Here is a 24232-nt window from a genome sequence, read left to right on the forward strand (position 1 = left end):
GTTTTGCATTAAAAATAAGGTTAAACTAATAGCATTCAAATAAAAAAGGACCTCATAAAATGAAGTCCTTTTTTAGTGTTATATTGATTAAAAATTAGTCTCTGTTAAATTCAAAACTTTGACCTTGTACGTTTAATTTAAAACTTTGTTTGTCCTCTGCAAATTTAATTTCAACTCCTTGTGAAGGTATAGAAAATGTATTATCGCCTTTGTCTTCAGCTTCAATTTCTTCTCCATTTGCAGACATGATCATAACATCATTTTCTTCTAAAATGGTTATTTTTACAGGAATTTGTTTACTTGAATAATCTGCAGCATAGGCCGCATATTTACCTGGTTTTAAATCTTCTATACCAGCAGATTTCCATTCGTTATTGTCGTCATTAACATCAGGTAAATTGTTTTCTGGATCTATTGTTATTTTTTTAATTTCTTCTGTTGACTCATAATTGAAAGACCAACTTGTATTACGTTGCCAAATTTCAACTGGTAATTTAACAACATCTTTTTTACCAGAAACCGTTTCAATTTCTAAAGTAACAGGCATTGCCATTTTTTCTAAATTTTCTATAGAAATTACAGCACCATTTTTAGGGTCATTTTTGTTATATTTTACTCCCGTAATTGCTTGATCTAACCTCCAGTTATTTGTAATCCAACCTCTCCAAAACCAACCCAAATCTTCACCTGAAACATTTTCCATTGTTCTAAAAAAGTCTTCTGGTGTTGGGTGTTTAAAAGCCCATCGTTGCACATATGTTCTAAATGCATTATCAAAACGTTCTTTTCCTAAAACTTCATTACGCAATAGATCAAGTGCCGTTCCTGGTTTCATATAAGCTAAAATACCCATATTGCGTTCTTTCATTCCATCTGGAGCAGAATATACAGGCTCTAATGAAGGACTTGTCATCATTTCAGCCATACGGTGCATGTTCATTTTACGTTCTTTATACTCACCTGCATTAAAATCTTCAGCACTTACTCCGTTGATAAACGTATTAAAACCTTCATCCATCCAAGCAAATTGTCTTTCATTTGATCCTACAATCATAGGAAACCAAGCGTGACCAAATTCATGATCTGTTACGCCCCATAAGCCAGCTCCTTTTGAAGAGTATTTACAAAATACAATTCCAGGATACTCCATTCCACCTTCATTTCCTGCAACGTTTATTGCTGCAGGGTAAGGATATTCAAACCATCTTTTAGAGTAACCTTCAATACTTGTTTTGGTATATTCTGTAGAACGACTCCAAGCTTTTTGCCCTTCACTTTCAATAGGGTAAGCCGAAATTGCCATTGCTTTTTTTCCGCTTGGTAAATTGATGCGAGCAGCATCTATAATAAAAGCAGCTGATGAAGCCCAAGCTACATCGCGCGAATTAGTCATTTTAAACTTCCACGTTTTTGTTCCATTTGCAGTCAGTTTTGTTACATCATCAGAAGAACGAACCATAACTGTAGTTTCACTTTCTTTAGCTTTTGCCCAATTGGCTTGTTCTGACTTACTCATTACTTGCGAAGCATTTGTAATATCACCCGAACAAACCACAAAATGATTTGAAGGAACAGTTATAGAAACTTCAAAATCTCCGTATTCACAATAAAATTCACCTGCACCTAAATAAGGTTGCGTATTCCATCCTCTTACATCATCATAAACGGCCATTTTTGGGTACCATTGAGCTATAGTAAATATAGTACCGTTTTTTGTAGGCAAATATCCCATTCTATCTGAGCCATATTCTGGAGAAACAAATGCGAAATCTATGCTAATTTTAGCTTTTCCACCATTTGATTTTAAGGGTTTGGCTAACACAATTTTTATGCGTGTATCTACAATTTCATAAGAAGCTGCATTACCATTAACCTCCACTTTAGAAATTTTGTGGCCTCCATCAAATGCTTCCCCTTTAGCTCCATTTCTAGAACCGCTTACAGGTATTACAGCATTTCCACGAGAATCTTTAGCAAATAAATTTTGATCTAAATACATCCAAATAAAATTCAATTGATCTGGACTGTTATTGGTATACGTTACATCTGCTGTACCTTTAATCTCTTTAGTATCTTCATTCAAATTGGCTGTTAAAACATAATCAGCACTATTTTGCCAATATTTTGAACCAGGTTTTCCACTAGCTGATCTATATTCTGTAGCATTTTTAGTATAAAAATTTGGCGCAAAAGCATCTACATAACTGTAGTTGTTCGTTTGAGATTCTTGTGCTTGAATGTCCAAAAAACCAATACATAAAGCAACTATTGTGATTGCTTTTGAAAAAATATTTTTCATTGGGTTAAGTTTAAGTTATTAAATATTAATAGGAAACAAATTAACGAAAAAAAAAAATAGTATTTTTAATTTTCAGTACCTTTGGATCATAAATATTTGTTAATGCTTACACTAAATTTTACACCTTTCCCAATTTTAACATCAGAACGATTAATTTTTAGAGAAATTAGTGAAAGTGATGTCAATGAAGTTTTTCTATTGAGGAGCAACCCAGAAAATATGAAATTCATACCTAGACCTTTGTTAAAAAATTACAAAGATGCTTTGGAACATATAAAAATAATTCAGAATAAAATTAATAAAAACGAAGGTATTAATTGGGTGATTTGCTTAAAAGACAATCCTAAAATGATAGGTTTATTGGGACATTATATCATAAATCCTGAACATTATCGTTCTGAAATAGGGTATATGATTCTACCCGAATATCATGGAAAAGGAATAGTTACTGAGGCTGTGGAAAAACTACTTGATTATGGATTTAATAATTTAAAATTAAATTCAATTGAAGCAATAATTGATCCTTCAAATATATGCTCTGAACGTGTTTTACAAAAAAACAACTTTGTAAAAGAAGCTCATTTAAAAGAAAATATTTGTTTTGAAGGAATTTTTTCAGATAGTGTAATTTATTCAATATTAAAACGAAATTATAAACAATAATATGAGCGAATTTGAAAACCAATTTTTAATAGTAAAAGAACTTTTAAGTTTTAAAGATTATAACAAAGCAATAAAAAGAGTTATCGATTTTACGTTAGATACAGAAAATATTGAGTATTATAAAAAAACAAATTCTTTTCTAAATTGGTTAGATGAAAATGAATCTAATGAGATTGAAAAAAATGAAAAGCTAACACATTTATTAGAAGAACTTCATGCTTTTTTGAGTTCCAAAATTTGTAATGAACATCAAAATATTATTTCAATTAAAAATTTAGTTAAACAATATACAACATTTTCATTAGGACCAATTGATTTAAATATAAATACAGGAGAAATTGTTGGTTTAGTTGGTGAAAATGGTAATGGTAAAACTACATTATTAAGAAGTATTTGTGGTGAATTACATCCTACTTCTGGAAGTATTAATTACAATTTTGACTATGAAGATACTTTTGATTTGAGAACAAAATTAGTTTATATACCACAACGAACAGAAACATGGAGAGGTTCTATGTATGAAAATCTTGAATTTACTGCAAGTTGCTATGGCTATAAAGCTGAAGAAAATAATTTAGTTGTTGATTTAATAATTACAAGGTTAGGATTAAGAAAATATAGAAATCATCGTTGGAATAATTTATCGTCAGGTTATAAAATGCGTTTTGAATTAGCACGAATGTTGCTTAGAAAACCTAAAATTTTATTAATTGATGAACCCTTAGCTAATTTAGATATTTTGGCACAACAAACTGTTTTAGATGATTTTAGAAATATTGCAAACTCTGCATTTCGACCAATTGCTATTGTTTTGAGTTCGCAACAATTATATGAAGTTGAAAAAACTTCTAATCAAGTACTATTTTTAAAAAATGGAGCTCAAAAAAATTTGAATATTGCTTCAGAAAACGAAGAAAAACAATTTATTATTGAATTTGAAAGTACACAATCTTTAAGTGAATTAAAAATTGCTTTTGAAAGTTTACAATTGATAAGTATGGAACAAAACGGTGGAACATTAATTGCTACTTTTCCTCATAACATTACAATTAATGACTTCATGAAAACTATTATTAATCAAAACGTTACCATTAGTTATATGCGCAATATTTCTAATTCAACAAGACGTTTTTTTGTAAACTAAAACCCTATGCTAAAAGATATTCAGAAAAAATTATTATTAAAGTTTCCTTTAATTTGGAATACTAAATTAGTTCCAATGTTACTTATTGGTGTTTTGTTACAATTGATTTTCTTTGCTTTAGGTTTTTATGAAGGAACAATTGATTTTTCAAACCAAACAATAGTAGATATTGAAGTAAGTGCTATTCTTTTTGGTATATTATTGGTGCTTATTATTATTATTTTATGGTTAGTTAATTACTTCAAAAACAATTCGTTAAAATCTTATTACACCAAATCTAAAAATAGTTTATTTTATGAATGGTTTCAGGTTTTTATTATTTGTTTGTTGCTTATTTCGTTTTATTTATCTTTTCAAGTTGGAAGACAATTGCATCAAAAAAGTTATTTTTCATTAGAAGAAACCAAAACTAGATGCAAAATAATAGGCAATGCAAATATTTTTATTGATGGTTATTTTAAAGAAACTGAAATTGATTCTTTAGCTTCAAATTTAATAGATAGTTTAGGAAATAAAATAATAGAAAACATTATTGAATATCAAACTAATGATCATGCCATTGAGGAAGTTGCATTGGAAACAGTAGAAGAAGCTGCTTATCCATATAAACTTATTTATAAAGATTATATCTATTTCAAAAATAAAAAATTTGACAAATATTCTTTAATGAATCGTGCTAATTTTGAATTTTCAGTATTTGACAATAAAGAAGATTCGTTACAAAATTTAGAAGTTAAAAATTGGCTTTTTAATGACAATCAAATTGAAATTAAAAAACTAATGACCAATTACTTAAAATTAATTAAAGAGCATAATCTTGGAACAAATTTAAATGTAGATAAATGGTTTAAAATAACGTACAACAGACCCGAATTTACAGATTTTCAATACATTATTCCCTATTATGAAGAATTTGAGACAGATGATACTTACAGATACAACATAAACTATTATTCAAAAGGCTATAGAAATCAAGATAAAAGTAAATATTCAAAGTATTTTGTTCAACAAGATGTTTTAAAAACAAAATATAAGATAGCTTCAAAAGCACATACAAAACCTTTTATCGAATTAGACGAAATTTTAGCCTACTTATATGGTGCACTGGTCTTATCTTTATTAATCATTTCTTTTCGATTTTCATCAGGAAAAAGTTGGTTAATTTCTTTAGTTTCATTTGGAATATTAAATATCATTTATGGCGTTTTTACAGCTATTGCTTCGTCTGAAATATATTATTTATATTTTGCATTATTTACTATTTTAAGTGTAATAATTTACTTTTTTATCATTTATTTTAATAAAAAAAGTATTCAATTAAGTCGAATTGCTCTAAATTTATTTTTATGGACATTTGCATGTGTCATTCCTGTTCTCTATTTTTTAATTCTTGGAAAATATAGACAGGAAAGAAATAACTATAGAAATTATGATTCTCCAGAAAACTATTGGTTAAATACGCATATACCTGATATGATGGTAATTAATTTTATTATATCAATTATCGTAATTTTTATTATGAGTAGAATTATTAAAAATTGGAAAGGATTAGCAGAAGAATAGATGAAAACAACACTATTATACGAAAAATATACAGCATCTATTAATCATTTAGGTGCTGAATTAACCTCATTTTTAAAAGGAGAAATTAATTATATATGGACTATTGACGAACGGTATTGGAACAAAACTTCTCCAATTTTATTTCCAATTGTGGGATCTTTAAAAAACAATTCTTACAACTTAAACAAAGAAGCATATACTTTACAAAGACATGGGTTTGCAAGAAACTTTGAGTTTAAAGTTTTAAAAAAAACTGAAAATACAGTTGTATTTTCAATGGTGCAAAACACAGAAACATTTCAAGTATACCCCTTTGAATTTGAGTTGCAATTGACCTATGTTTTGTTAAAAAATAAATTAACTATAAGCTATACCGTTGTCAATAATTCAAATTTGAAAATGCCCTTTAATATTGGAGCGCATCCTGCGTTTTCAATTCCTAAAAATTTTGAAAACTACAGTTTAAGTTTTAATAATGAAGAGCAATTAGTCACCCATCATTTAGAACACGAATTGTTTAATGGTACAACTTCAAACATTTATATAGAACAAGGAAAATTGCCACTTACATATGCATTATTTGAAAAAGATGCCTTGGTATTTAAACAACTTAAATCAAATGAAATTAGTATTTTAAAAAAGGATCAACCACATGTAAAAGTTAATTTTGAAGGATTTCCTTTTTTAGGCGTTTGGACCAAAAAAAACGCAGCTTTTTTGTGTATTGAACCCTGGTTAGGTTATGCAGATAGTTTGACATCAACAGGCAACATTTATGAAAAAGAAGCCATTCAAATATTAAATTCTAAAGAATCTTTTACCTGTAGTTTTAGCATTGAAATTTATTGATTAATGCACTTTTACTATAAGCAAATCTCCGTTTCCATTTTGGATTGGGATATCAAAATTATTGCTCAATGTTTGTCCTACCATAACAAATCCCTTATCTTTTAATTCGACGGCGTCAGAACCAAAATCAAAATCAGTACCTCCAAATGTTTGTTGCCATAGCAAATTTCCGTTTGGGCTTATGCTAAAGGCAAAAAAGTCGTTTTCTCCTTTGTTTTCATCAAAACTTCTGGTATGACCAGCTATTAATAAATTTCCGTTTGAAATACTTTTAATTGAATTTGAAGTATCAAAAGCTGATCCACCAAATGATTTTTCCCAAAGCAATAAGCCCTTATCATCGATGTTTATAACCCACACATCATTAGCTCCTTTGTTTGATGAAATATCTCCATCAGTACTGTTTGATGTTCCTGTAATAATATAGGTGTTGTTTATGTTTTTTTCAATTCCATAAGCTTGATCTATTTGAGAACCGCCATATGTTTTTTTCCAAACTAAATCGCCAAATGCACTTACTTTAACAACCCAATAATCATAGCTGCCATGACTATCGTTTACGTCAAAATCATCACTTTCAGAAAAACCTGCCATAACAAAACCGCCATCATTAGCTTCCACCACATCAAAAACTCTATCATTTTTTGTTCCACCAAAATACTTATCCCAAAGTTTGTTTCCGTTTGCATCTAATTTTTGACCATAAAACTCGCCAACACCATGAAGCGTTCCAAAAACGTTTCTACCTAACCCCGCATAATCAATGTAACCAACAACAAAATAACCACCATCTGACGTATTTATTATTTTATGGGCATGATCGTGACTTAGAAAACCGTTGCTTTTTGTCCAAATTATATTTCCACTTGAATCAGTTTTAAAAATAAAAAAATCGTGCATGCCTAAATTGCTTGGCACCTCACCATCGCTACTTTTACTGTATCCAGCAATTACTAATGTTCCGTCGTTATTTTCAATTACACTATATCCTATATCGTCTTGAGAACCTCCATACGTTTTACTCCACAATAAATTTCCATCGGTATTGTATTTTGAAAGCCATATGTCTTCTAATGCATATTTTTTATCTGTAATTACACCATCAGTACTCTTTGTATTTCCAATTACTACAAATCCTCCGTCTTGGGTTGCAATTGCGCCATGTATTTCTTCTAAATCTGATCCTCCATAGGTTTTAGACCAAATTTTTTGGCCATTAAACGCATTAGGGCCTGTTTGATTTAGGTCCATTTCTTTGTTACAAGATGATAGTAAAATTAAAGCTAAAAAGAAAAAAAATTTATTCATTATTCTACTATTAATTTTTTTGTAGTTGAACCATTTATTACGATCAAATACAAACCTGGAGCAAAATCATTTGTATTTACATCAAATTCATTAACGCTTATTAAATTGAACGATTTAACTTCTTTACCTAAAGTATTAAAAATACCAACCGAGGTTATTAAATTTTTTGATGTTAATTTTGACAATCCAGTTGAAGGATTTGGATACAATGAAACCGATATTTCGTGAAAATCAGTATTGGATAATGTGCCACTCTTTTTTACAACAAACAAACCACTTTCTATATCACTTATAACGATAGAGCCACTTGCAAAATAAGGATAAACACTCCATGCACCATTAAAAGAGTTTGAATTACTTGATGGAAAGGTATCAAAAAAACCAATTTCTGACATGGCACCAGAATTGATGTTTGTTATGTCTAATAATCGCAAACCAGCTCTGTAGCTTGCTAAATAAAATTCATTTCCCATTGTATAGCCATTATGATCAATTGCAGCAGTAGTTCCAGAGTAATTTGCTTTTAATACGGGGTTGTCTAAATCTGTCATATCGGCAATAATGGTTTTTGTATTAAAACCCAAGTTAGACTCATCAAGTTCATCACCAAGCAAAAAATATGCATGATCTTCTGTCAACCAACCTTGATGTGTATAAGAAGTATTAGAATAGGTAAACGTCGACAATAAGATAGGATTTGCTTTATTGGTAACATCTACAACTACAACTTTGTCTTGGTTAGAACCAAAAAAGATTTCTTTACCAAGGTGTGCTGTATCGGGTCCGTTATAAATTATAATTTGAGCATCATGACTGTATTGTTGAGCATCATAGCCACCAGCTGCAACAGGAGCCGTAGGGTTTTGTATGTTTATAAAATGAGGCCCTCCAGAAAAAGTATTTGTACCAATTGCATAAGCAAAACCTGTTGCTTCATTGATGGCTAAATTATGACACTTACCAAATCCTGTATAATGGGCATCCATTGTAAAAGTTTGAGGTGTTGTAACATTTCTTAATCTTGTAAGATCAAAAACCTGCATACCGTGATTAATAGCTTCACTAACTATAAACGCATGATTGTTATACACTTTTATATCTCTCCAAATACTGTTTTGAGTTGCTGTTGGTAATTTTCCTAAATAAATAGGTGCAGATGGATTTGTAATATCTACAAATGCAGTATGGCTATTTAATCCTATTAACGCATATTCTTTGTTGTCTAAAGAATCTGTCCAACCCCAAATATCATTAGCTTCTGAGTTTGTATTTCCACCAAGTTGAGTATTTGATAAATGTGACATTAAATCTAAATTATTACATGGATATATTCCTGCTACTCCAGATACACAAGGGGTTTGAGCAAAAATAAAACCAGAATAAATAAATAGAAAAGAGCATAGGAACACTTTTTTTAAACTTGTTTTCATAAAAATTGTAATTGAACTACAAATATAAGAATAATGTAGGTTTTTTTTTACAAACGAAATAAATAATAATAATTGTAGTATTTAATGATTTACTTTACATTTGTACCATATGCAAAAAACGATTAACATACTCAATAAAAGAGCACGATTTGACTATGAAATATTAGACAAGTACAATGCTGGTATCGTTTTAACCGGTACTGAAATAAAATCCATACGTTTAGGTAAGGCTTCAATTGCAGAAAGTTTTTGTGAATTTCACAATAACGAACTTTTTATAATTAATTCACATATTGAAGAATATCAATATGGAACGCATTACAATCACAAAACAAAAAGTGAAAGAAAATTATTGCTCAACAAAAAAGAATTAAAGAAATTAGAAAAGGAAAGCCAAAATAAAGGACTAACCATTGTTGCTTTAAAATTATATACAAACGAAAAAGGATTAGCTAAAATTGAAATAGCATTAGCTAAAGGAAAGAAAAACTACGACAAACGTGAATCCTTAAAAGAAAACGACACAAAAAGAGACATCGATCGGATAAAAAAATCTTTTTAAGTTTTTTTATATAAAAATTTATGACTTAAATAGTCATGTATGTACTTTTCATTGCTATGAATAAACTATTAAAAACTGCTAGAGAGCAAAAAAACATTAAAACACGTGAATTAGCACAACTAATTGGTATTGATCAAGCATTGATAAGTAAGTTTGAAAGTGGCTCAAGAAAACCAACAAAAGAACAAATTAAAAGACTTTCAGAAGTATTAGAAATTAAATATGAAACTTTAATTGTTGAATGGATTAAAGAGCGTATTTTACATGAAATAAAAGATGAAGAATTTGGATTAAAAGCTTTACAACTAGCAGAAGCAGAAGCTATACATCATGCCGATTTAAAAAAAGAAACTCTTTCACATGAACTGCAAAATATATTAAGTGATATTGATTCAATAAAAAAAGAATTGAACAATATTAAATCGCTTGATTGTTTTAAAATTACCCAGAGCTTAGAATTAGAATACACTTTTGAAAGCAATAAAACAGAAGGTAATACTTTAACCCTTCACGAAACAGATTTAATTGTGAATGAAGGAACAACTGTTTCTGGAAAAAGCATGCGTGAACACCTGGAAGCTATAAATCATCAAGAAGCTATACACTACATTCAATTACTAGTAAAACGCAATTTTTCTTTAAATGAAAGAGAACTATTATCTATTCATAATCTAATTCTTAGAGGAATTGTGTCAGAAGATGCGGGCAAGTATAGAAAAGTGCAGGTGCTTATAAAAGACAGTTCTCATTTGCCTCTACAGCCTTATTTGATTTCAAAAGCTATGGAAGATTATTTTTTATGGTTTTTAGAAAACAAAAACAAATTACACCCTATAATTTTAGCAGCTGAGATGCACAAAAAATTAGTTGCGATTCATCCTTTTATTGAGGGAAATGGTAAAATTTCTCGTCTAATAATGAATTTAATTCTTCTTCAACATGGTTATGTAATTGCAAATATTAAAGGAGATTACGATACAAGAATGAATTATTACAAAGCATTAGAAAAAGCTCAAACTTCTAACAACAAAGAAAACTTTTTAATGTTAATTGCTCAAACAGAAAAAGATTGTTTAGAACGATACCTTTCTATGCTTAAACAATAGTTTAAAAAAATGCTTAAATAAAGTGAGGCTAACATTAATTCTTATCTTCCAAGAGTGGCACAAATCTAAATTCTCCAAATTCGTGTTTTTCAAATTGAGTTTCATTTTTACGAATCAACATCGTCATGATTTGATTTTCTTGGCCTAACGGAATAACCAACTTACCTCCTATTTTTAATTGAGCCATTAGAGGTTTCGGAATAATAGGTGCTCCCGCAGTTACCAGTATACTGTCAAAAGGTGCAAATTCAGGCAAGCCTTTATATCCATCTCCAAAAATCATTTTTTTTGGTCTTATACCTAGTTTCGGTAATAAAAGAGATGTTTTTTTAAACAATTCTTTTTGCCTTTCAATGGAGTAAACCGTTGCTCCCATAGTGCATAAAACAGCTGTTTGATAACCACTACCGGTGCCAATTTCAAGAATTTTATCTTCTTTTTGAACATCTAATAATTGGCTTTGAAAAGCAACAGTATAAGGTTGCGAAATGGTTTGATCTGCTCCTATTGGAAATGCTTTATCTTGATATGCAAAATCTTCAAAACTAGAATCCAAAAATAAATGACGCGGCACAATTTTAACAGCTTCTAAAACTCTTTTGTCTGTAATCCCTTTTTCTTCTAAAATTTTAGACAATTGATTTCTAAGACCTTGATGTTTTGAAGTGTTTTTCAATTTGATAAATTAATTTGATTGGTAAAAATACTTTTTAAATATTAAATTTCAAATGTAAAAATGCTAAACTTTTAAAGCCATAAGTTTTTAAAATTTGAACTAAAATAGTACATTTGATAAATATATAATTTTATAGAATAACCATGATTTTAAATTATAAATTATAATGAAGATTTTCTTTCTGGTATTTCATCCATCAAAAAAAAAATAGTATCTATATGATAAAAGTCGGCGTTTTAGGTGCTGGTCATCTCGGAAAAATTCATTTGCGATTATTAGAACAGTCAGAAAAATACGAATTGGTTGGTTTTTATGATGAAAACCAAGAAAATGGAAAAAAAGTTGCAGCCGAATTTGGCTATACTCAGTTTGACACCATAGCACGATTAATTCATGCTGTAGATGTTGTAGACATTGTAACTCCAACACTTTCACACTATAAATGTGCAAAAGTTGCTATAAAATCGGGTAAACATGTTTTTATTGAAAAACCAATTGCAACATCTGTAGAAGAAGCAGAAGAAATAATTTCTTTATCAAATGAATTTAATGTAAAAGGCCAAGTTGGACATGTGGAACGATTTAACCCAGCTTTTATAGCTATAAAAAACATGGTTGAAAATCCAATGTTTATTGAAACACATCGCTTGGCAGAATTTAATCCAAGAGGTACAGATGTTCCTGTAGTATTAGACTTAATGATTCACGATATCGATGCAATTTTAAGTGTTGTAAAATCTAAAGTAAAAGCTGTTCACGCAAGTGGCATTTCTGTTTTGAGTCAATCACCAGACATTGCTAATGCACGAATTGAATTTGAAAACGGTTGCGTTGCAAACATTACATCGAGTAGAATATCAATGAAAAACATGCGAAAATCACGTTTTTTTCAAAAAGATGCTTATATCTCTGTAGATTATTTAGATAAAGTTTGCGAAGTAGTAAAAATGAAAGCAGCTCCAGAAGTTCCTGGTGATTTTGATATGATTCTACAAAACGCAGAAGGAGATAAAAAGCAAATCTATTTTGATAATCCAGAAGTTGCACCAAATAATGCCATATTAGATGAATTAGAGTCTTTTGCAGATGCTATAAATAACAACACAACACCAATAGTAACGCTACAAGATGGCACAGAAGCATTACGCATTGCGTATATGATTATTGATTCGATGAAAAATAAATGAGTTTCTAAAATTGAAACTTTAAATAAAAATATAACTAAAATTTTAACATGAAACAAATAGCCGTAATTGGAGCAGGAACGATGGGTAACGGAATTGCACATACCTTTGCGCAATCAGGATTTACTGTAAAACTAATCGATATTTCTGAACAATCATTAGAAAAAGGTATCGCAACTATCGCCAATAATCTTGATCGAATGGTGTTAAAGCAAAAAATAACTGAAGAAGACAAACATAAAACTATTGCAAATATCATTACCTATACTGATATTGCTGACGGTATTGTGGGTTGTGACTTAGTAGTTGAAGCAGCTACGGAAAATGTGGATTTAAAATTAAAAATATTCAAACAATTGAGTGATGTTTGTGACCATAATGTAATTTTGGCATCAAACACTTCATCTATTTCTATTACACAAATTGCCTCTCAAGTACTTCATCCCGAACGTGTTATTGGCATGCATTTTATGAATCCTGTACCAATTATGCAGTTGGTAGAAATTATTAGGGGATACTCAACCTCAGATGAAGTTACTAAATTAATTATGGATTTATCTATAAAACTAGGCAAAACACCTACAGAAGTAAATGATTATCCTGGATTTGTAGCCAACCGCATTTTAATGCCTATGATAAATGAAGCTATAGAAACTTTATACAACGGTGTAGCTGGTGTAACCGAAATTGATACCGTCATGAAATTAGGAATGGCACACCCTATGGGCCCTTTACAATTAGCCGACTTTATTGGCTTAGATGTTTGCTTATCCATCCTAAATGTAATGCATAACGGTTTTAAAAACCCAAAATACGCTCCTTGTCCCTTATTGGTAAATATGGTGATGGCTGGCAAGCATGGCATCAAATCTGGAGAAGGATTTTATGATTATTCTGAAAATAAAAAAGCAGAAAAAGTTTCGAAACAATTTAATACAAAAAACAATTAAAGTGTATAACTAGTATCTGATAAATAAATGAGTAAAATAATTCCTTTTAAAGCTGTTCGTCCTGCACCAGATAAAGTTGGGTTGGTATCGTGTAGAAATTATGATGATTACAGTGCCGCTGAAGTAGTAGCTTGGCTTAACTTTAATCCATATTCGTTTTTACATGTCATAAATCCTGCATTTGCAAATGTTCGAAAAATTAGTTTAGACAAACGATTTAAAGGTGTTGCATTAAAATATCAAGACTTTAAAAGAGAAAAGATTTTAATTCAAGAAGAAAGTCCGGCATATTATATCTATGATATTCAAGCCAAAAATCAAAAATTTACAGGAATTATTGCAGGTACTTCCGTTGAAGATTATCAAAAAAATACAATTAAAAAACACGAAGACACACTTCAATACAGGGTAGAATTATTTAAAGATTATATGCAACAAACTGGTTTTAATACGGAGCCCGTTTTGGTTACATATCCAGATAATGAAGCAATAAGTGATTGGATTTTATTAAAAAAACAAAACGAACCCTTATACGATTTTTCAACAACCAATAAAGAAAAACACACCCTTTGGAAAATTGAAAGCGAAGGCGACATAAACTGGTTAACCAGTCATTTTGATGCTATGCCTAATTTATATATTGCTGATGGTCATCATAGATCGGCTTCTGCAGAGTTATTACATGAAGATCAAAAACATGTTAAAAACAATAATTTAAATTACTTTATGAGTTTTTTAATACCCGAAAGTAATGTTAAAATATATGAATTCAATAGAATCATACGCGATTTAAACGGAAATACAAAAGATGGTTTTTTGGATAAATTAGCCATTCATTTTATTATAAAAATTAAAGGGCAGGAATTGTGGAAACCTGAAGATAAGTTTGAGTTTGGAATGTATTTGGACGGTGATTTTTATGCTTTATTTTATAAAAACAAAACCTATATACAGGATCAATACAAAACACAACATGAAATTTTAGACAATCTAGACGCTCAAATTTTGTATGACAAAGTATTATTACCTATACTTGGGATTGAAGATTTAAGAAACGACGAACGCATTGATTATATTTCAGGAAAACAATCTATAACTTCAATAAAAATGGTAGTTGATGAAGGAGAGTTTGCAGTTGGCTTTATACTTTATCCATCAAATATAAATGAAATTAAGGCTTTTGCAGATAACGATTTAATTATGCCACCAAAAAGCACCTACATTGAACCTAAGTTTAGAAGTGGTTTGTTGGTATACGAGCTTTAGAATTAGAACAAAAAATTAATTTCAAATTAATTACTAGAAAATTTAAAAATGTCAATAGCTCAAAAATATACTCAAATAAAGTCTCAACTTCCAAATAACGTAATACTTGTAGCTGTTTCAAAAACAAAACCTGTGTCAGATTTGATGGAAGCTTATGAGGCGGGGCAACGCATTTTTGGAGAAAACAAAATCCAAGAAATGACCGAAAAATGGGAACAAATGCCAAAGGACATTCAATGGCATATGATTGGGCACGTTCAAACCAACAAGGTCAAGTATATGTCTGAATATGTGAGTTTGATTCACGGTGTAGATAGCTTAAAGCTACTACAAGAAATTAACAAACAAGCTAAAAAAAACCATCGTGTAATTGATGTTTTGTTGCAGATGTATATTTCTGAAGAAGAAACTAAGTTTGGTTTAGATGAAAAAGAATTGAACGAGGTTATAAAACATGTTCAACAAGAAAAAGAGTCTTTTGAAAATATTAAAATTATTGGTTTAATGGGTATGGCAACATTTACAGAAGATCAAAATCAAATTAAAAAAGAGTTTCTTCTATTAAAATCTGTTTTTGATAAACTTAACACCTTAAGCTTCAGTCTAAATACTTTATCAATGGGGATGTCTGGAGATTATATACCGGCTATTGAATGTGGAAGTACTATGGTTCGAATTGGAAGTAGTATCTTTGGAAATAGAAAATAATATAAAAATATTGATAACGATATTTGAATTAAGATTACTGCACAAAATACTAACAAATATACACTGAATACTGACTTGTACTGTATACTCGACATAGAAACTACTGGAGGACAATTTAATGAAGAAGGGATAACCGAAATTGCTATTTACAAATACAATGGCAACGAAGTTATTGATCAATTTATAAGTCTTGTTAATCCCGAAAAACCCATTCAACCTTTTGTGGTTAATTTAACTGGAATTAACAATGCCATGCTGCGTTCTGCTCCTAAGTTTTATGAAATTGCTAAACGAATTATTGAAATGACCGAAGGCTGCATCATTGTGGCCCATAACTCCTCATTTGATTATCGAATCATGCAAACCGAATTTAGCCGATTGGGATATGATTTTGTTCGCCCTACTATTTGTACTGTAGAATTATCTAAAAAATTAATACCTGAGCAACCTTCTTATAGTTTGGGCAAATTAGTTCGTGCATTAGGAATTCCTGTAACCGATAGACATCGTGCTAGTGGAGATGCTTTAGCTACAGTAAAACTATTTAAACTTTTATTGTCAAAAGACACTTCAAAAGAAATAATAACCAGCTACATTAAAACAGAAGTAAAATCGGGAGTTTTACCAAAATTTTTAGATATTATAAGCGGTATTCCTTCAAAAACTGGTATTTATTACATTTACAACGAAAAAGGTGATATTATTTACATCGGAAAAAGTAAAAATATTAAAAATAGAATCAATCAACATTTTACTGGAAAAACTGCAAAATCAAAAAAAATACAAGCTCATGTGTTTACGGTCACTTATGAAGAAACAGGCTCTGAATTAATAGCTCTTTTAAAAGAAAGTGAAGAAATAAAAATCAACAAACCTATTTACAATAGAGCACAACGAAAAAATATTTTTAATTGGGCTTTGTATTCTGAAACAACAAAATCAGGATATATTGCATTAAAATTAGAAAAAACTGATGGCAGAAAAAAAGAAATAACATCTTTTGCATCCATTGAAGAAGGAAAAACAGCCCTTTTCAAAATTACAGAAAAATACAATTTATGTCAAAAAATTAATGGCATATTTAACACTAAAAAGAGTTGCTTTCAATATGATATTAAACAGTGTTATGGAGCATGTATAGATCAAGAGTCTACTGATGTTTATAATAAAAGAGTGTATGAGTTTATTACAAAAAACTCTTTTGAAAGCAATAATATGGTTATCATTGACAAAGGCCGAACATATGATGAACACACTGCTGTATTAATTGAAAAAGGAATTTATAAAGGCTATTGTTTTTATGGATTAAATTATCAAATAAACAATATAGATATCTTACGAAACCTTATTATTCCAATGCAAAACAATAGAGACACACGTTCCATTATTCAAGCTTTTATTCGAAAAAACAAGAACTTAAAGATTGTAAAATTCTAAAAAGCGTATATTTGTTTTATGAAAAAATCAAATTATCAAAACTTTAGACAACAAACGGCAACCATTATTTATGGCACCAATACAGTTGGAGGTCGTTTATTTGATTTAGTGTTACTAGGTGTCATTCTGTTCAGTGTCTTTTTAACAATGATGGAAACTGTTGAAAGCTTTGAAACCAAATATCACGACCAACGAATTGTTTTAGAGTGGATAATTACTATATTTTTTACTATAGAATATCTACTGCGAATAATTTCATTAAACAAGCCTTTAAAATATATTTTTAGTCTATATGGAATCATAGATTTAATAGCTACTTTGCCTTTATATTTATCATTTTTCTTCACAGGAACTGGTGTTCTGTCTGTTATTCGTTCACTTCGCTTGTTGCGGTTATTTAAAATACTTAATCATCCTAAATTTTCTGGACAATCCAATCAATTAAAAGATGCTATGATTGCCAGCAAAGGAAAAATAATTGTTTTTATTTACTTTGTTTTAATTAGCACTATAATTATAGGATCTGTAATGTTTGTGGTTGAAGGAAAAGAAAATGGATTCAGCAGCATTCCTACAAGTATATATTGGACTATTGTAACACTTACTACAGTTGGTTATGGGGACATTGCACCAATGACTCCCTTAGGTCAGTTTTTAGCATCTATTGTTATGATATTAGGTTACGGAATAATAGCTGTTCCAACGGGTATCGTTAGTGCCGAAATTGTTAAAAGCAGTTCCCAAAAAACACCTAAAAAGTCAAGTGCTGTTTGCGACGACTGTGGAGTTGAAGATCATCACAACGATTCAAAATTTTGTTATAATTGTGGAAATAAAGTACCTAATGCATAACTACCTACTCATAATCGTTGGGCCAACGGCTATTGGTAAAACAGCATTGAGCATTAAATTAGCAGAACATTTTAATTGTGACATAATTTCATGTGATAGCCGTCAGTTTTTTAAGGAAATGGAAATTGGCACAGCTGTTCCCAATAAAAAAGAGTTAACCTCTGCAAAACATCATTTCATTCAAAATAAATCTATTTTTGAAAATTATACCGTTGGTGACTTTGAAAAAGAGGTTGTTTATAAATTAGAAGTATTATTCAAAAAAAACAACATCCAAATTGTTGTTGGTGGCTCCGGTTTATATGTGAATGCTATTTTACAAGGTTTTGATGATTTTCCTGAAATTCCTTCAGCAATTCGTGAAAACGTCAGAAAAAAATATGAAGAAAACGGTCTTGGTTTTCTGCAACAAAAATTACAAAAATTAGATAAGGAATACTACTCTACTTTGTTAAATAAAAATCCACAAACGCTTCAAAACCCACAAAGAATGATGCGTTTTGTCGAAGTTTGCATGGCTTCAGGTTTAGCCTATTCATCATTTTTAAATCAGACAAAAAACACACGAAATTTTATTCCTATTATTATTGGATTAGAGTCCGAAAGAGAAATTATGTATAACAGAATTAACCTTAGGGTTAAAATAATGATGCAAGAAGGCTTACTAGCAGAAGCAAAAAAATTGCATGCAAACAAAACACTAAATGCCTTACAAACTGTGGGTTACAAAGAGCTATTTGATTATTTTGATGGAAAAACAACTTTAGACTTTGCTGTCGAACAAATAAAAATGAACACCAGAAGATTTGCCAAGCGTCAGCTGACATGGTTTAAAAAAAATGAGGAAATACAATGGTTTGATTTTGAGACAGAAACTTCTAATATCATACAAAGTATTGAAAACAAAAAAGCTCTAATTTCTTAGAGCTTTTTATATTTTTATGTCTTTTTTATTACCAATCGAAATCCTTCACCATGGATGTTTAAAATTTCTACATTTTCATCTGGTTTTAAATATTTACGAAGTTTTGCTATATAGACATCCATACTTCTTGATGTAAAATAATTGTCATCTCTCCATATTTTTGTAAGTGCTAATTCTCTTGGCATTACATCATCTTCATGTAAAGCTAGCATTTTAAGCAATTCACATTCCTTAGGTGATAGTTTATTTGGTTCTTCACCATTAAACGATAGTTGTCTTAATTTCGAATTTAAATGAAATTTACCAATATTAAATTCAAACACTATAGAATCTGGTTTTGTTTCCGCACTTTTTCTTTGAATTATTGCTTTTATTTTCATCAACAACACTTCGCTATCAAAGGGTTTATTTAAATAATCATCAGCACCAACTTTATATCCTTTTAAAACATCTTCTTTCATAGATTTAGCTGTTAAAAAAACGATAGGCACATCCTGATTTTTTTCTCTTATTTCTCTAGCTAAAGTATATCCGTCTTTATAAGGCATCATAACATCTAAGATGCATAAGTCGTAGGTGTCTTTTTTAAATTTTTCAAAACCTTCCATACCGTTTTTGGCATGAGTAACTTCGTAATCATTTAACATTAAGTAATCTTTTAAAATGGCTCCAAAGTTTGGGTCATCTTCTACTAATAATATTTTTTTGTTTTCCATAATGCTGCTATTTAATTTTAATTTATTATTGGGATTTTAATTGTAAAAGTACTCCCTTTTCCTTTTTCACTTTCAACATATACATAACCGTTATGATTGTCTATTATTTGTTTTACATACGAAAGTCCTAAACCATGACCTTTTACATTATGTAAGTCACCTGTATGCTCTCTAAAAAATTTATCAAAAACCTTCTTTTGAGCTACTTTACTCATTCCGATACCATTATCTTTAATATGTATTAATATAAATTCTCTTATATTTTCAGAATGTATATGAATTACAGGCCTTTCTACTGAATATTTTATTGCATTATCTAATATGTTAACAATTACATTTATAAAATGTGAATCATTGAGTAATGCTGTGGTACTGGTGGCATTTAAACTTGTATTTATCTCTCCATTTCTGTCTTCAATAATTAAACCAATATGATCTATAGCATCTGAAATACTTTCATGAACGTCAAGAGGTTGTTTGTATATGTCTAATTCTTTTTTTTCTAATTTAGATATTTGCAAAACATTTTCGACTTGAGCATGTAATCTTTTGTTTTCATCTTTTATCATTTGTAAATATCGATGAACTTTTTCTTTATCATCAATAATTTTTGGGTTTCGTATGGCATCTAATGCTAAATTAATTGTAGCAATTGGTGTTTTAAACTCGTGTGTCATATTATTAATAAAATCAGATTTAATTTCTGAAATTTGCTTTTGAGTAATCAATTGCCTTAGTGCACTTGCATAAGTTAAAATAATTATCAATGTTAACAATATTGATAAACAAACAACCCAAAAAATAGAAGACAAAACATATTTAGTCTTTTGAGGAAAAGTAACTAACAACTGATAACGACTATTTCCTTCTATATCTTGAAAAACAGGCACTTTAAAAGTGCTAATTTTATCATATATAAAACCATCAGATTTTAATTTAGTAGCTAAACCATTATTGTAAACACTATATTCGAAAGGTGTTTTAATTTCTTGTTTATTTAATTCTTTATGTAAAATTCGTTCCAAATCATCTTTTGATAATCTATCATATAAAGATTTTTGCGCCATAATATCTTTATATGCAATTTCCAATTGAGCTCTATCTAAAATATCTAAGCTGCCTTTATTTTCGAGGCTTATATCTGGTGAATTTCTAAGTTTAACATCCGTTTTATCTAGTCCGGTAGATTTAAAAACTTCTGTTTTTCTTTCAGAAATATAACTTTTTATATCTACAGTATCTGATTTTCTGTTAAAAAATGTGGAATTAATATTATAATCTTGCGGAATGATTGAGTTTGAATATATGATGGTTTCATTGGTATTATTATTTTTAGAAATCATATAAAATTTTCGAATATCACTTTGCAAAGGTAATTTTCCTAAACTATCTCTAATTTCATTATAACGCTGCATAAAAACATAGGCTTCTCTATCATTTATTTTTTTTGAAACATTACTTATTACTTGTTGAACGTGCTGTTTAAATTGTTCATTGTTTTTTTCAAGCAATAGGTTAATCCAGTAAAATTTTATCAATATAAGCCCTATAAGCGATAAGCTCATAAAAAAAATCAACAATCTAAATTTTACTTTATTCATAGCCACAAATTTAGTATTTTAACATAATTACTGCACATATATTAACCAAAGATTAACAATTGGCTTTAAAATTATATTATATTAGTTTTTTTAACATTTTTTCAATTTGGCTATATGTGTCATCTAAATCAATGTTATGAATAATAAAATCACTTTTAGTAGTTTTTTCTTGATCAGAAATTTGATTACTAATGCGTTGAACAACAGAAGATCTATCTGTATTGTCTCGTTTAATAGTTCGTTCTATTCGGGTTTCTATTGGGGCTGTTACTAAAATAATTAAATCGCAATCATTATAAGATCCTGATTCAAACAAAATAGCTGATTCTTTAACAACAAATGGACTGTTTATGTTACTTTTCAACCAATTTTTAAAATGCTTTTGTACTTCTGGGTGAATAATGGCATTTAGTTGTTTTAATTTTTCTTTATCTTTAAAAACAATATTGGCGAGTGCTGCCCTATTAATTTTTCCGTTTTCTAAAATTTGATTTCCAAAGTGTTGAACGATTATAGCTGTTATTTTTTTGGAATCTGTTATTTTACGTGCTTCATTATCTGTTATATAAACAGGTATATTCTTATTTAAAAAATAATTAGATACTGTAGTTTTTCCACTACCAATTCCGCCTGTTAAACCTATAATTTTTGTCATATCATTCAAAAAATAACTCAGGAAATGCTTTCTTTGGTTCTTGTTTCATTAATTTTATTTGCAACCATGAAATTAAAAATCCTTTTCCATAACCATAAAACTGTATTAAAGTTGCAACTAGCGATAATATCCCTACAAGTACGTTTTTATTTTTTATGCTGCTGTGCATAAATAAAATTACAAAATAAGCTAATAGCACTAAAGCCGGTATAAATATGTGCAAAAAAGACAGTGTTATTACTCCTATAATTCCAATTAAAAATAATGTAGGAAACCAAAATGTAATTTTTGAATATTCAGGATGCCAAAAATCTAAAATAGGTCGTGCCTTTCCAAATTTATACACTTGATTGTAAAATTTATTCCAATCAACTCTTCTTTTATGATATACAAAAGCCTGTTTAAAAAGTTTGGTTCTGAATCCTGCTTTCCATAATCGAATGGATAAATCTGGATCTTCACCCGGATGAATTTTTCCAAAACCTTTTGAAATTTCAAAAGCCTTTTTTGACAAACCCATATTAAAACTTCGGGGTTGAAATTTTTCTAGTTTTTCGCTACCTCCTCTTAAGCCACCTGTTGTTAAAAAAGAAGTCATGGCATAATTAATGGCTTTTTGAACGGTAGAAAAACTATCTAATGCTTTGTCTGGACCACCAAAACAATCTACATGATCATCTTTCAGTGCTTTTTTTACATTTTTAAAATATTCTTTTGGCAAAATACAATCTGAATCTAATATAATGAAATAGTCACCCGAAGCCTTTTTCATTCCATAATTTCTAGAATCTCCAGGCCCCGTGTTTTCTTTAAACAGATACTTACAGTTCAATTGAGATTGAAAAGAACGAACAACATCTTCAGAGCAAACTGTTGATCCATCTTCAATAACAACGACTTCAAAATCTAAATCAGACTGAAGAGTCAAGCTTTCTAAAAGCTCGTTCGTTTCGTTTGGACGGTTAAAAACAGGTATAATAAATGAAAAATTCATTTAACAAAGATACTTTTATTCTAAATAAGATTGCAAAAAAAAAGCTGTCTATAAAGACAGCTTTTTAAAATTACATATTAAGAACGTTTAGTTTTTAATAACTTTTATTGTTTTAACAATATCATTAACAGTTACCTGTACTATATAAGCACCTGCAGCTAAGTCTGTCATATCTATTTGAGTCGAATTCGTTCCAACATTTTTAGAAGCAACTACTTGACCTAATAAATTAATCACATGTACAGAAGATATTTCTGATGAATATGAAATATTTAACATATCATTAACCGGGTTTGGATAAGCTACAAAACTAGCATTATCAAAACCTTCAGCACCTAACACAACTGTTACTGTAACGGCTAACGGACTGCTCACACAAGCAACTGATTCATCAACTGCATAATATGTTAAGCCATCTGTTAATACTGTTCCGGCAGCTATAGGATTGGTTCCAGCTAAAGCATCTGCTAAAGTTGTATACCAAACTACTGATGAAGGTAAAACTACTAAATCTTCTATAACAACATCTGTTCCGTTTGGTACAGATATCGTTTGTAATGCGTCACCTGTTGGTGTTGCAGCTGAAGCTGTAACCGATACGTTTAAAGTTGTTCCAAAACCACATTGACCAGCATCTGGAGTAAAAGCATATGTTCCACTTGCTGTATTATCTACAACTGATGGCAACCATGTTCCTGCTATTCCGTTTGATGAAGTTAAGGATAATGTTGGAGCAGTAGTACCCGAACATATTGGAGCAACTGGAGCAAATATAGCAGCCATAGGTTGTGTCATTTGAACCAATACAGGCATACGTGTTGTTCCTTCACATCCGTTGATAGTTTGACTAGCATAATATGTTGCACCACCAACTAAACCAACTGAAGCTATATTTGGCAACAATGTACCATCTGTAGCAGTATCATACCATTGTATGTTTGATCCTGAAGCAACTAATTGCGTCATATTTGCTGAATCACAAAATACTTGCACTGAATCTCCTGATGGTGCAGTTGGATTATCTAAAACAACTGTAACTGCTAATCTTGAAGCACTTTCACAACCCAAGTCTGAAGAAGATGCATAATACGTAGCACCATTAGTTAAACCTACAGCGGCATTAAGCGGCAATACATTTCCGCCAATTGCAGCATCATAAAATACTACATTTAAACCTGTAACTGCTAATTGTGTAATGTTTGCAGACAAGCAAAAAGTTTGTGTTGCAGCACCTACCGGAACAGCAACTGGAGCATTAACTGTAGCTGTAACTGCTAGTCTTGCAATACTTTCACATATTAATGTTTCTGATGCATAATAAGTTGTTCCGTTTACTAAAACATC

Annotated in this window: 22 protein-coding genes; 13 read left to right on the forward strand and 9 right to left on the reverse strand. The window is 29.9% G+C overall.

The window, feature by feature from the left end:
- Positions 1-94: 94 nt before the first annotated feature.
- Positions 95-2299 carry a M1 family metallopeptidase gene (locus tag AABM47_RS07105; RefSeq protein ID WP_338410233.1) on the reverse strand — a complete coding sequence of 735 codons (2205 nt, stop codon included), beginning with the start codon at positions 2297-2299 and terminating at the stop codon, positions 95-97.
- Positions 2300-2401: 102 nt separating this feature from the next.
- On the opposite strand from AABM47_RS07105, the gene AABM47_RS07110 reads away from it, so the two are divergent.
- The 4 genes from AABM47_RS07110 to AABM47_RS07125 are packed head-to-tail and all read left to right on the forward strand — an operon-like array spanning position 2402 to position 6518.
- A complete protein-coding gene (locus AABM47_RS07110; RefSeq protein WP_338410234.1) occupies positions 2402-2962 on the forward strand; it encodes a GNAT family protein in 561 nt (186 codons plus the stop codon).
- Between the two features lies 1 nt (position 2963).
- Complete coding sequence (locus AABM47_RS07115; RefSeq protein ID WP_338410235.1) at positions 2964-4106, forward strand: ABC transporter ATP-binding protein; 1143 nt, start codon at positions 2964-2966, stop codon at positions 4104-4106.
- Positions 4107-4112: 6 nt separating this feature from the next.
- The gene (locus tag AABM47_RS07120) at positions 4113-5669 is read left to right on the forward strand and encodes a hypothetical protein (protein ID WP_338410236.1); all 1557 of its coding nucleotides are present in this window, start codon (positions 4113-4115) and stop codon (positions 5667-5669) included.
- A complete protein-coding gene (locus AABM47_RS07125; protein WP_338410237.1) occupies positions 5670-6518 on the forward strand; it encodes an aldose 1-epimerase family protein in 849 nt (282 codons plus the stop codon).
- Here the strand turns inward: AABM47_RS07125 and AABM47_RS07130 are convergent, their stop codons facing one another.
- Together AABM47_RS07130 and AABM47_RS07135 are read right to left on the reverse strand one after the other, a co-directional pair.
- Complete coding sequence (locus AABM47_RS07130; protein ID WP_338410238.1) at positions 6519-7826, reverse strand: hypothetical protein; 1308 nt, start codon at positions 7824-7826, stop codon at positions 6519-6521.
- The gene (locus tag AABM47_RS07135) at positions 7826-9256 is read right to left on the reverse strand and encodes a choice-of-anchor B family protein (RefSeq protein ID WP_338410239.1); all 1431 of its coding nucleotides are present in this window, start codon (positions 9254-9256) and stop codon (positions 7826-7828) included. Before AABM47_RS07135 ends, AABM47_RS07130 begins: the two co-directional genes overlap by 1 nt.
- Before the next feature lie 109 nt (positions 9257-9365).
- On the opposite strand from AABM47_RS07135, the gene smpB reads away from it, so the two are divergent.
- Positions 9366-9818 carry an SsrA-binding protein SmpB gene (smpB, locus tag AABM47_RS07140; protein WP_338410240.1) on the forward strand — a complete coding sequence of 151 codons (453 nt, stop codon included), beginning with the start codon at positions 9366-9368 and terminating at the stop codon, positions 9816-9818.
- A gap of 56 nt (positions 9819-9874) precedes the next feature.
- Positions 9875-10924, forward strand: coding sequence for a Fic family protein (locus tag AABM47_RS07145; RefSeq protein ID WP_338410241.1), 1050 nt, complete (start codon positions 9875-9877; stop codon positions 10922-10924).
- Between the two features lie 34 nt (positions 10925-10958).
- Here the strand turns inward: AABM47_RS07145 and AABM47_RS07150 are convergent, their stop codons facing one another.
- Complete coding sequence (locus AABM47_RS07150) at positions 10959-11600, reverse strand: protein-L-isoaspartate(D-aspartate) O-methyltransferase (RefSeq protein WP_338410242.1); 642 nt, start codon at positions 11598-11600, stop codon at positions 10959-10961.
- A 218-nt stretch (positions 11601-11818) separates the two neighbouring features.
- Here AABM47_RS07150 and AABM47_RS07155 point away from each other — a divergent pair, with 218 nt between their 5' ends.
- The 7 genes from AABM47_RS07155 (at position 11819) to miaA (ending at position 18922) form a co-directional block, all read left to right on the forward strand.
- Positions 11819-12787 (forward strand): Gfo/Idh/MocA family oxidoreductase, encoded by a 969-nt coding sequence (locus AABM47_RS07155; RefSeq protein ID WP_338410243.1) that lies wholly within the window; start codon positions 11819-11821, stop codon positions 12785-12787.
- A gap of 47 nt (positions 12788-12834) precedes the next feature.
- Entirely contained in the window at positions 12835-13734 is a 900-nt protein-coding gene (locus tag AABM47_RS07160; protein WP_338410244.1) for a 3-hydroxybutyryl-CoA dehydrogenase, read from the forward strand.
- Between the two features lie 27 nt (positions 13735-13761).
- Complete coding sequence (locus AABM47_RS07165; protein ID WP_338410245.1) at positions 13762-15000, forward strand: DUF1015 domain-containing protein; 1239 nt, start codon at positions 13762-13764, stop codon at positions 14998-15000.
- Positions 15001-15048: 48 nt separating this feature from the next.
- Positions 15049-15708 (forward strand): YggS family pyridoxal phosphate-dependent enzyme, encoded by a 660-nt coding sequence (locus AABM47_RS07170; protein ID WP_338410246.1) that lies wholly within the window; start codon positions 15049-15051, stop codon positions 15706-15708.
- A 75-nt stretch (positions 15709-15783) separates the two neighbouring features.
- Complete coding sequence (locus AABM47_RS07175; protein WP_338410247.1) at positions 15784-17145, forward strand: exonuclease domain-containing protein; 1362 nt, start codon at positions 15784-15786, stop codon at positions 17143-17145.
- An 18-nt stretch (positions 17146-17163) separates the two neighbouring features.
- Entirely contained in the window at positions 17164-17997 is an 834-nt protein-coding gene (locus tag AABM47_RS07180; protein ID WP_338410248.1) for an ion transporter, read from the forward strand.
- Positions 17990-18922 carry a tRNA (adenosine(37)-N6)-dimethylallyltransferase MiaA gene (gene miaA, locus AABM47_RS07185; RefSeq protein ID WP_338410249.1) on the forward strand — a complete coding sequence of 311 codons (933 nt, stop codon included), beginning with the start codon at positions 17990-17992 and terminating at the stop codon, positions 18920-18922. Before AABM47_RS07180 ends, miaA begins: the two co-directional genes overlap by 8 nt.
- A gap of 14 nt (positions 18923-18936) precedes the next feature.
- On the opposite strand, the gene AABM47_RS07190 is transcribed toward miaA, so the two are convergent.
- The 5 genes from AABM47_RS07190 to AABM47_RS07210 all read right to left on the reverse strand — a co-directional run.
- Entirely contained in the window at positions 18937-19638 is a 702-nt protein-coding gene (locus AABM47_RS07190; RefSeq protein ID WP_338410250.1) for a response regulator transcription factor, read from the reverse strand.
- A gap of 17 nt (positions 19639-19655) precedes the next feature.
- Positions 19656-21239 carry a HAMP domain-containing sensor histidine kinase gene (locus tag AABM47_RS07195; RefSeq protein ID WP_338410251.1) on the reverse strand — a complete coding sequence of 528 codons (1584 nt, stop codon included), beginning with the start codon at positions 21237-21239 and terminating at the stop codon, positions 19656-19658.
- A gap of 76 nt (positions 21240-21315) precedes the next feature.
- Entirely contained in the window at positions 21316-21894 is a 579-nt protein-coding gene (gene coaE / locus AABM47_RS07200) for a dephospho-CoA kinase (RefSeq protein ID WP_338410252.1), read from the reverse strand.
- 1 nt (position 21895) lies between these two features.
- Entirely contained in the window at positions 21896-22888 is a 993-nt protein-coding gene (locus tag AABM47_RS07205) for a glycosyltransferase (RefSeq protein WP_338410253.1), read from the reverse strand.
- Between the two features lie 87 nt (positions 22889-22975).
- Positions 22976-24232, reverse strand: a 1257-nt coding sequence (locus tag AABM47_RS07210) for a T9SS type A sorting domain-containing protein (RefSeq protein ID WP_338410254.1), incomplete at its 5' end; no start/stop codon positions are given.

The organism is uncultured Flavobacterium sp., assembly GCF_963925415.1.
GTDB lineage: Bacteria > Bacteroidota > Bacteroidia > Flavobacteriales > Flavobacteriaceae > Flavobacterium.

Bases quoted from the DNA above. Each gene is read 5' to 3' on its own strand.
- coaE (WP_338410252.1), bottom strand. From the start codon at position 21,894: ATGACAAAAATTATAGGTTTAACAGGCGGAATTGGTAGTGGAAAAACT.
- AABM47_RS07205 (WP_338410253.1), bottom strand. From the start codon at position 22,888: ATGAATTTTTCATTTATTATACCTGTTTTTAACCGTCCAAACGAAACG.
- AABM47_RS07160 (WP_338410244.1), top strand. From the start codon at position 12,835: ATGAAACAAATAGCCGTAATTGGAGCAGGAACGATGGGTAACGGAATT.
- AABM47_RS07135 (WP_338410239.1), bottom strand. From the start codon at position 9,256: ATGAAAACAAGTTTAAAAAAAGTGTTCCTATGCTCTTTTCTATTTATT.
- miaA (WP_338410249.1), top strand. From the start codon at position 17,990: ATGCATAACTACCTACTCATAATCGTTGGGCCAACGGCTATTGGTAAA.
- smpB (WP_338410240.1), top strand. From the start codon at position 9,366: ATGCAAAAAACGATTAACATACTCAATAAAAGAGCACGATTTGACTAT.
- AABM47_RS07105 (WP_338410233.1), bottom strand. From the start codon at position 2,299: ATGAAAAATATTTTTTCAAAAGCAATCACAATAGTTGCTTTATGTATT.
- AABM47_RS07170 (WP_338410246.1), top strand. From the start codon at position 15,049: ATGTCAATAGCTCAAAAATATACTCAAATAAAGTCTCAACTTCCAAAT.
- AABM47_RS07120 (WP_338410236.1), top strand. From the start codon at position 4,113: ATGCTAAAAGATATTCAGAAAAAATTATTATTAAAGTTTCCTTTAATT.
- AABM47_RS07155 (WP_338410243.1), top strand. From the start codon at position 11,819: ATGATAAAAGTCGGCGTTTTAGGTGCTGGTCATCTCGGAAAAATTCAT.
- AABM47_RS07115 (WP_338410235.1), top strand. From the start codon at position 2,964: ATGAGCGAATTTGAAAACCAATTTTTAATAGTAAAAGAACTTTTAAGT.
- AABM47_RS07145 (WP_338410241.1), top strand. From the start codon at position 9,875: ATGAATAAACTATTAAAAACTGCTAGAGAGCAAAAAAACATTAAAACA.
- AABM47_RS07195 (WP_338410251.1), bottom strand. From the start codon at position 21,239: ATGAATAAAGTAAAATTTAGATTGTTGATTTTTTTTATGAGCTTATCG.
- AABM47_RS07130 (WP_338410238.1), bottom strand. From the start codon at position 7,826: ATGAATAAATTTTTTTTCTTTTTAGCTTTAATTTTACTATCATCTTGT.
- AABM47_RS07125 (WP_338410237.1), top strand. From the start codon at position 5,670: ATGAAAACAACACTATTATACGAAAAATATACAGCATCTATTAATCAT.
- AABM47_RS07180 (WP_338410248.1), top strand. From the start codon at position 17,164: ATGAAAAAATCAAATTATCAAAACTTTAGACAACAAACGGCAACCATT.
- AABM47_RS07110 (WP_338410234.1), top strand. From the start codon at position 2,402: ATGCTTACACTAAATTTTACACCTTTCCCAATTTTAACATCAGAACGA.
- AABM47_RS07190 (WP_338410250.1), bottom strand. From the start codon at position 19,638: ATGGAAAACAAAAAAATATTATTAGTAGAAGATGACCCAAACTTTGGA.
- AABM47_RS07165 (WP_338410245.1), top strand. From the start codon at position 13,762: ATGAGTAAAATAATTCCTTTTAAAGCTGTTCGTCCTGCACCAGATAAA.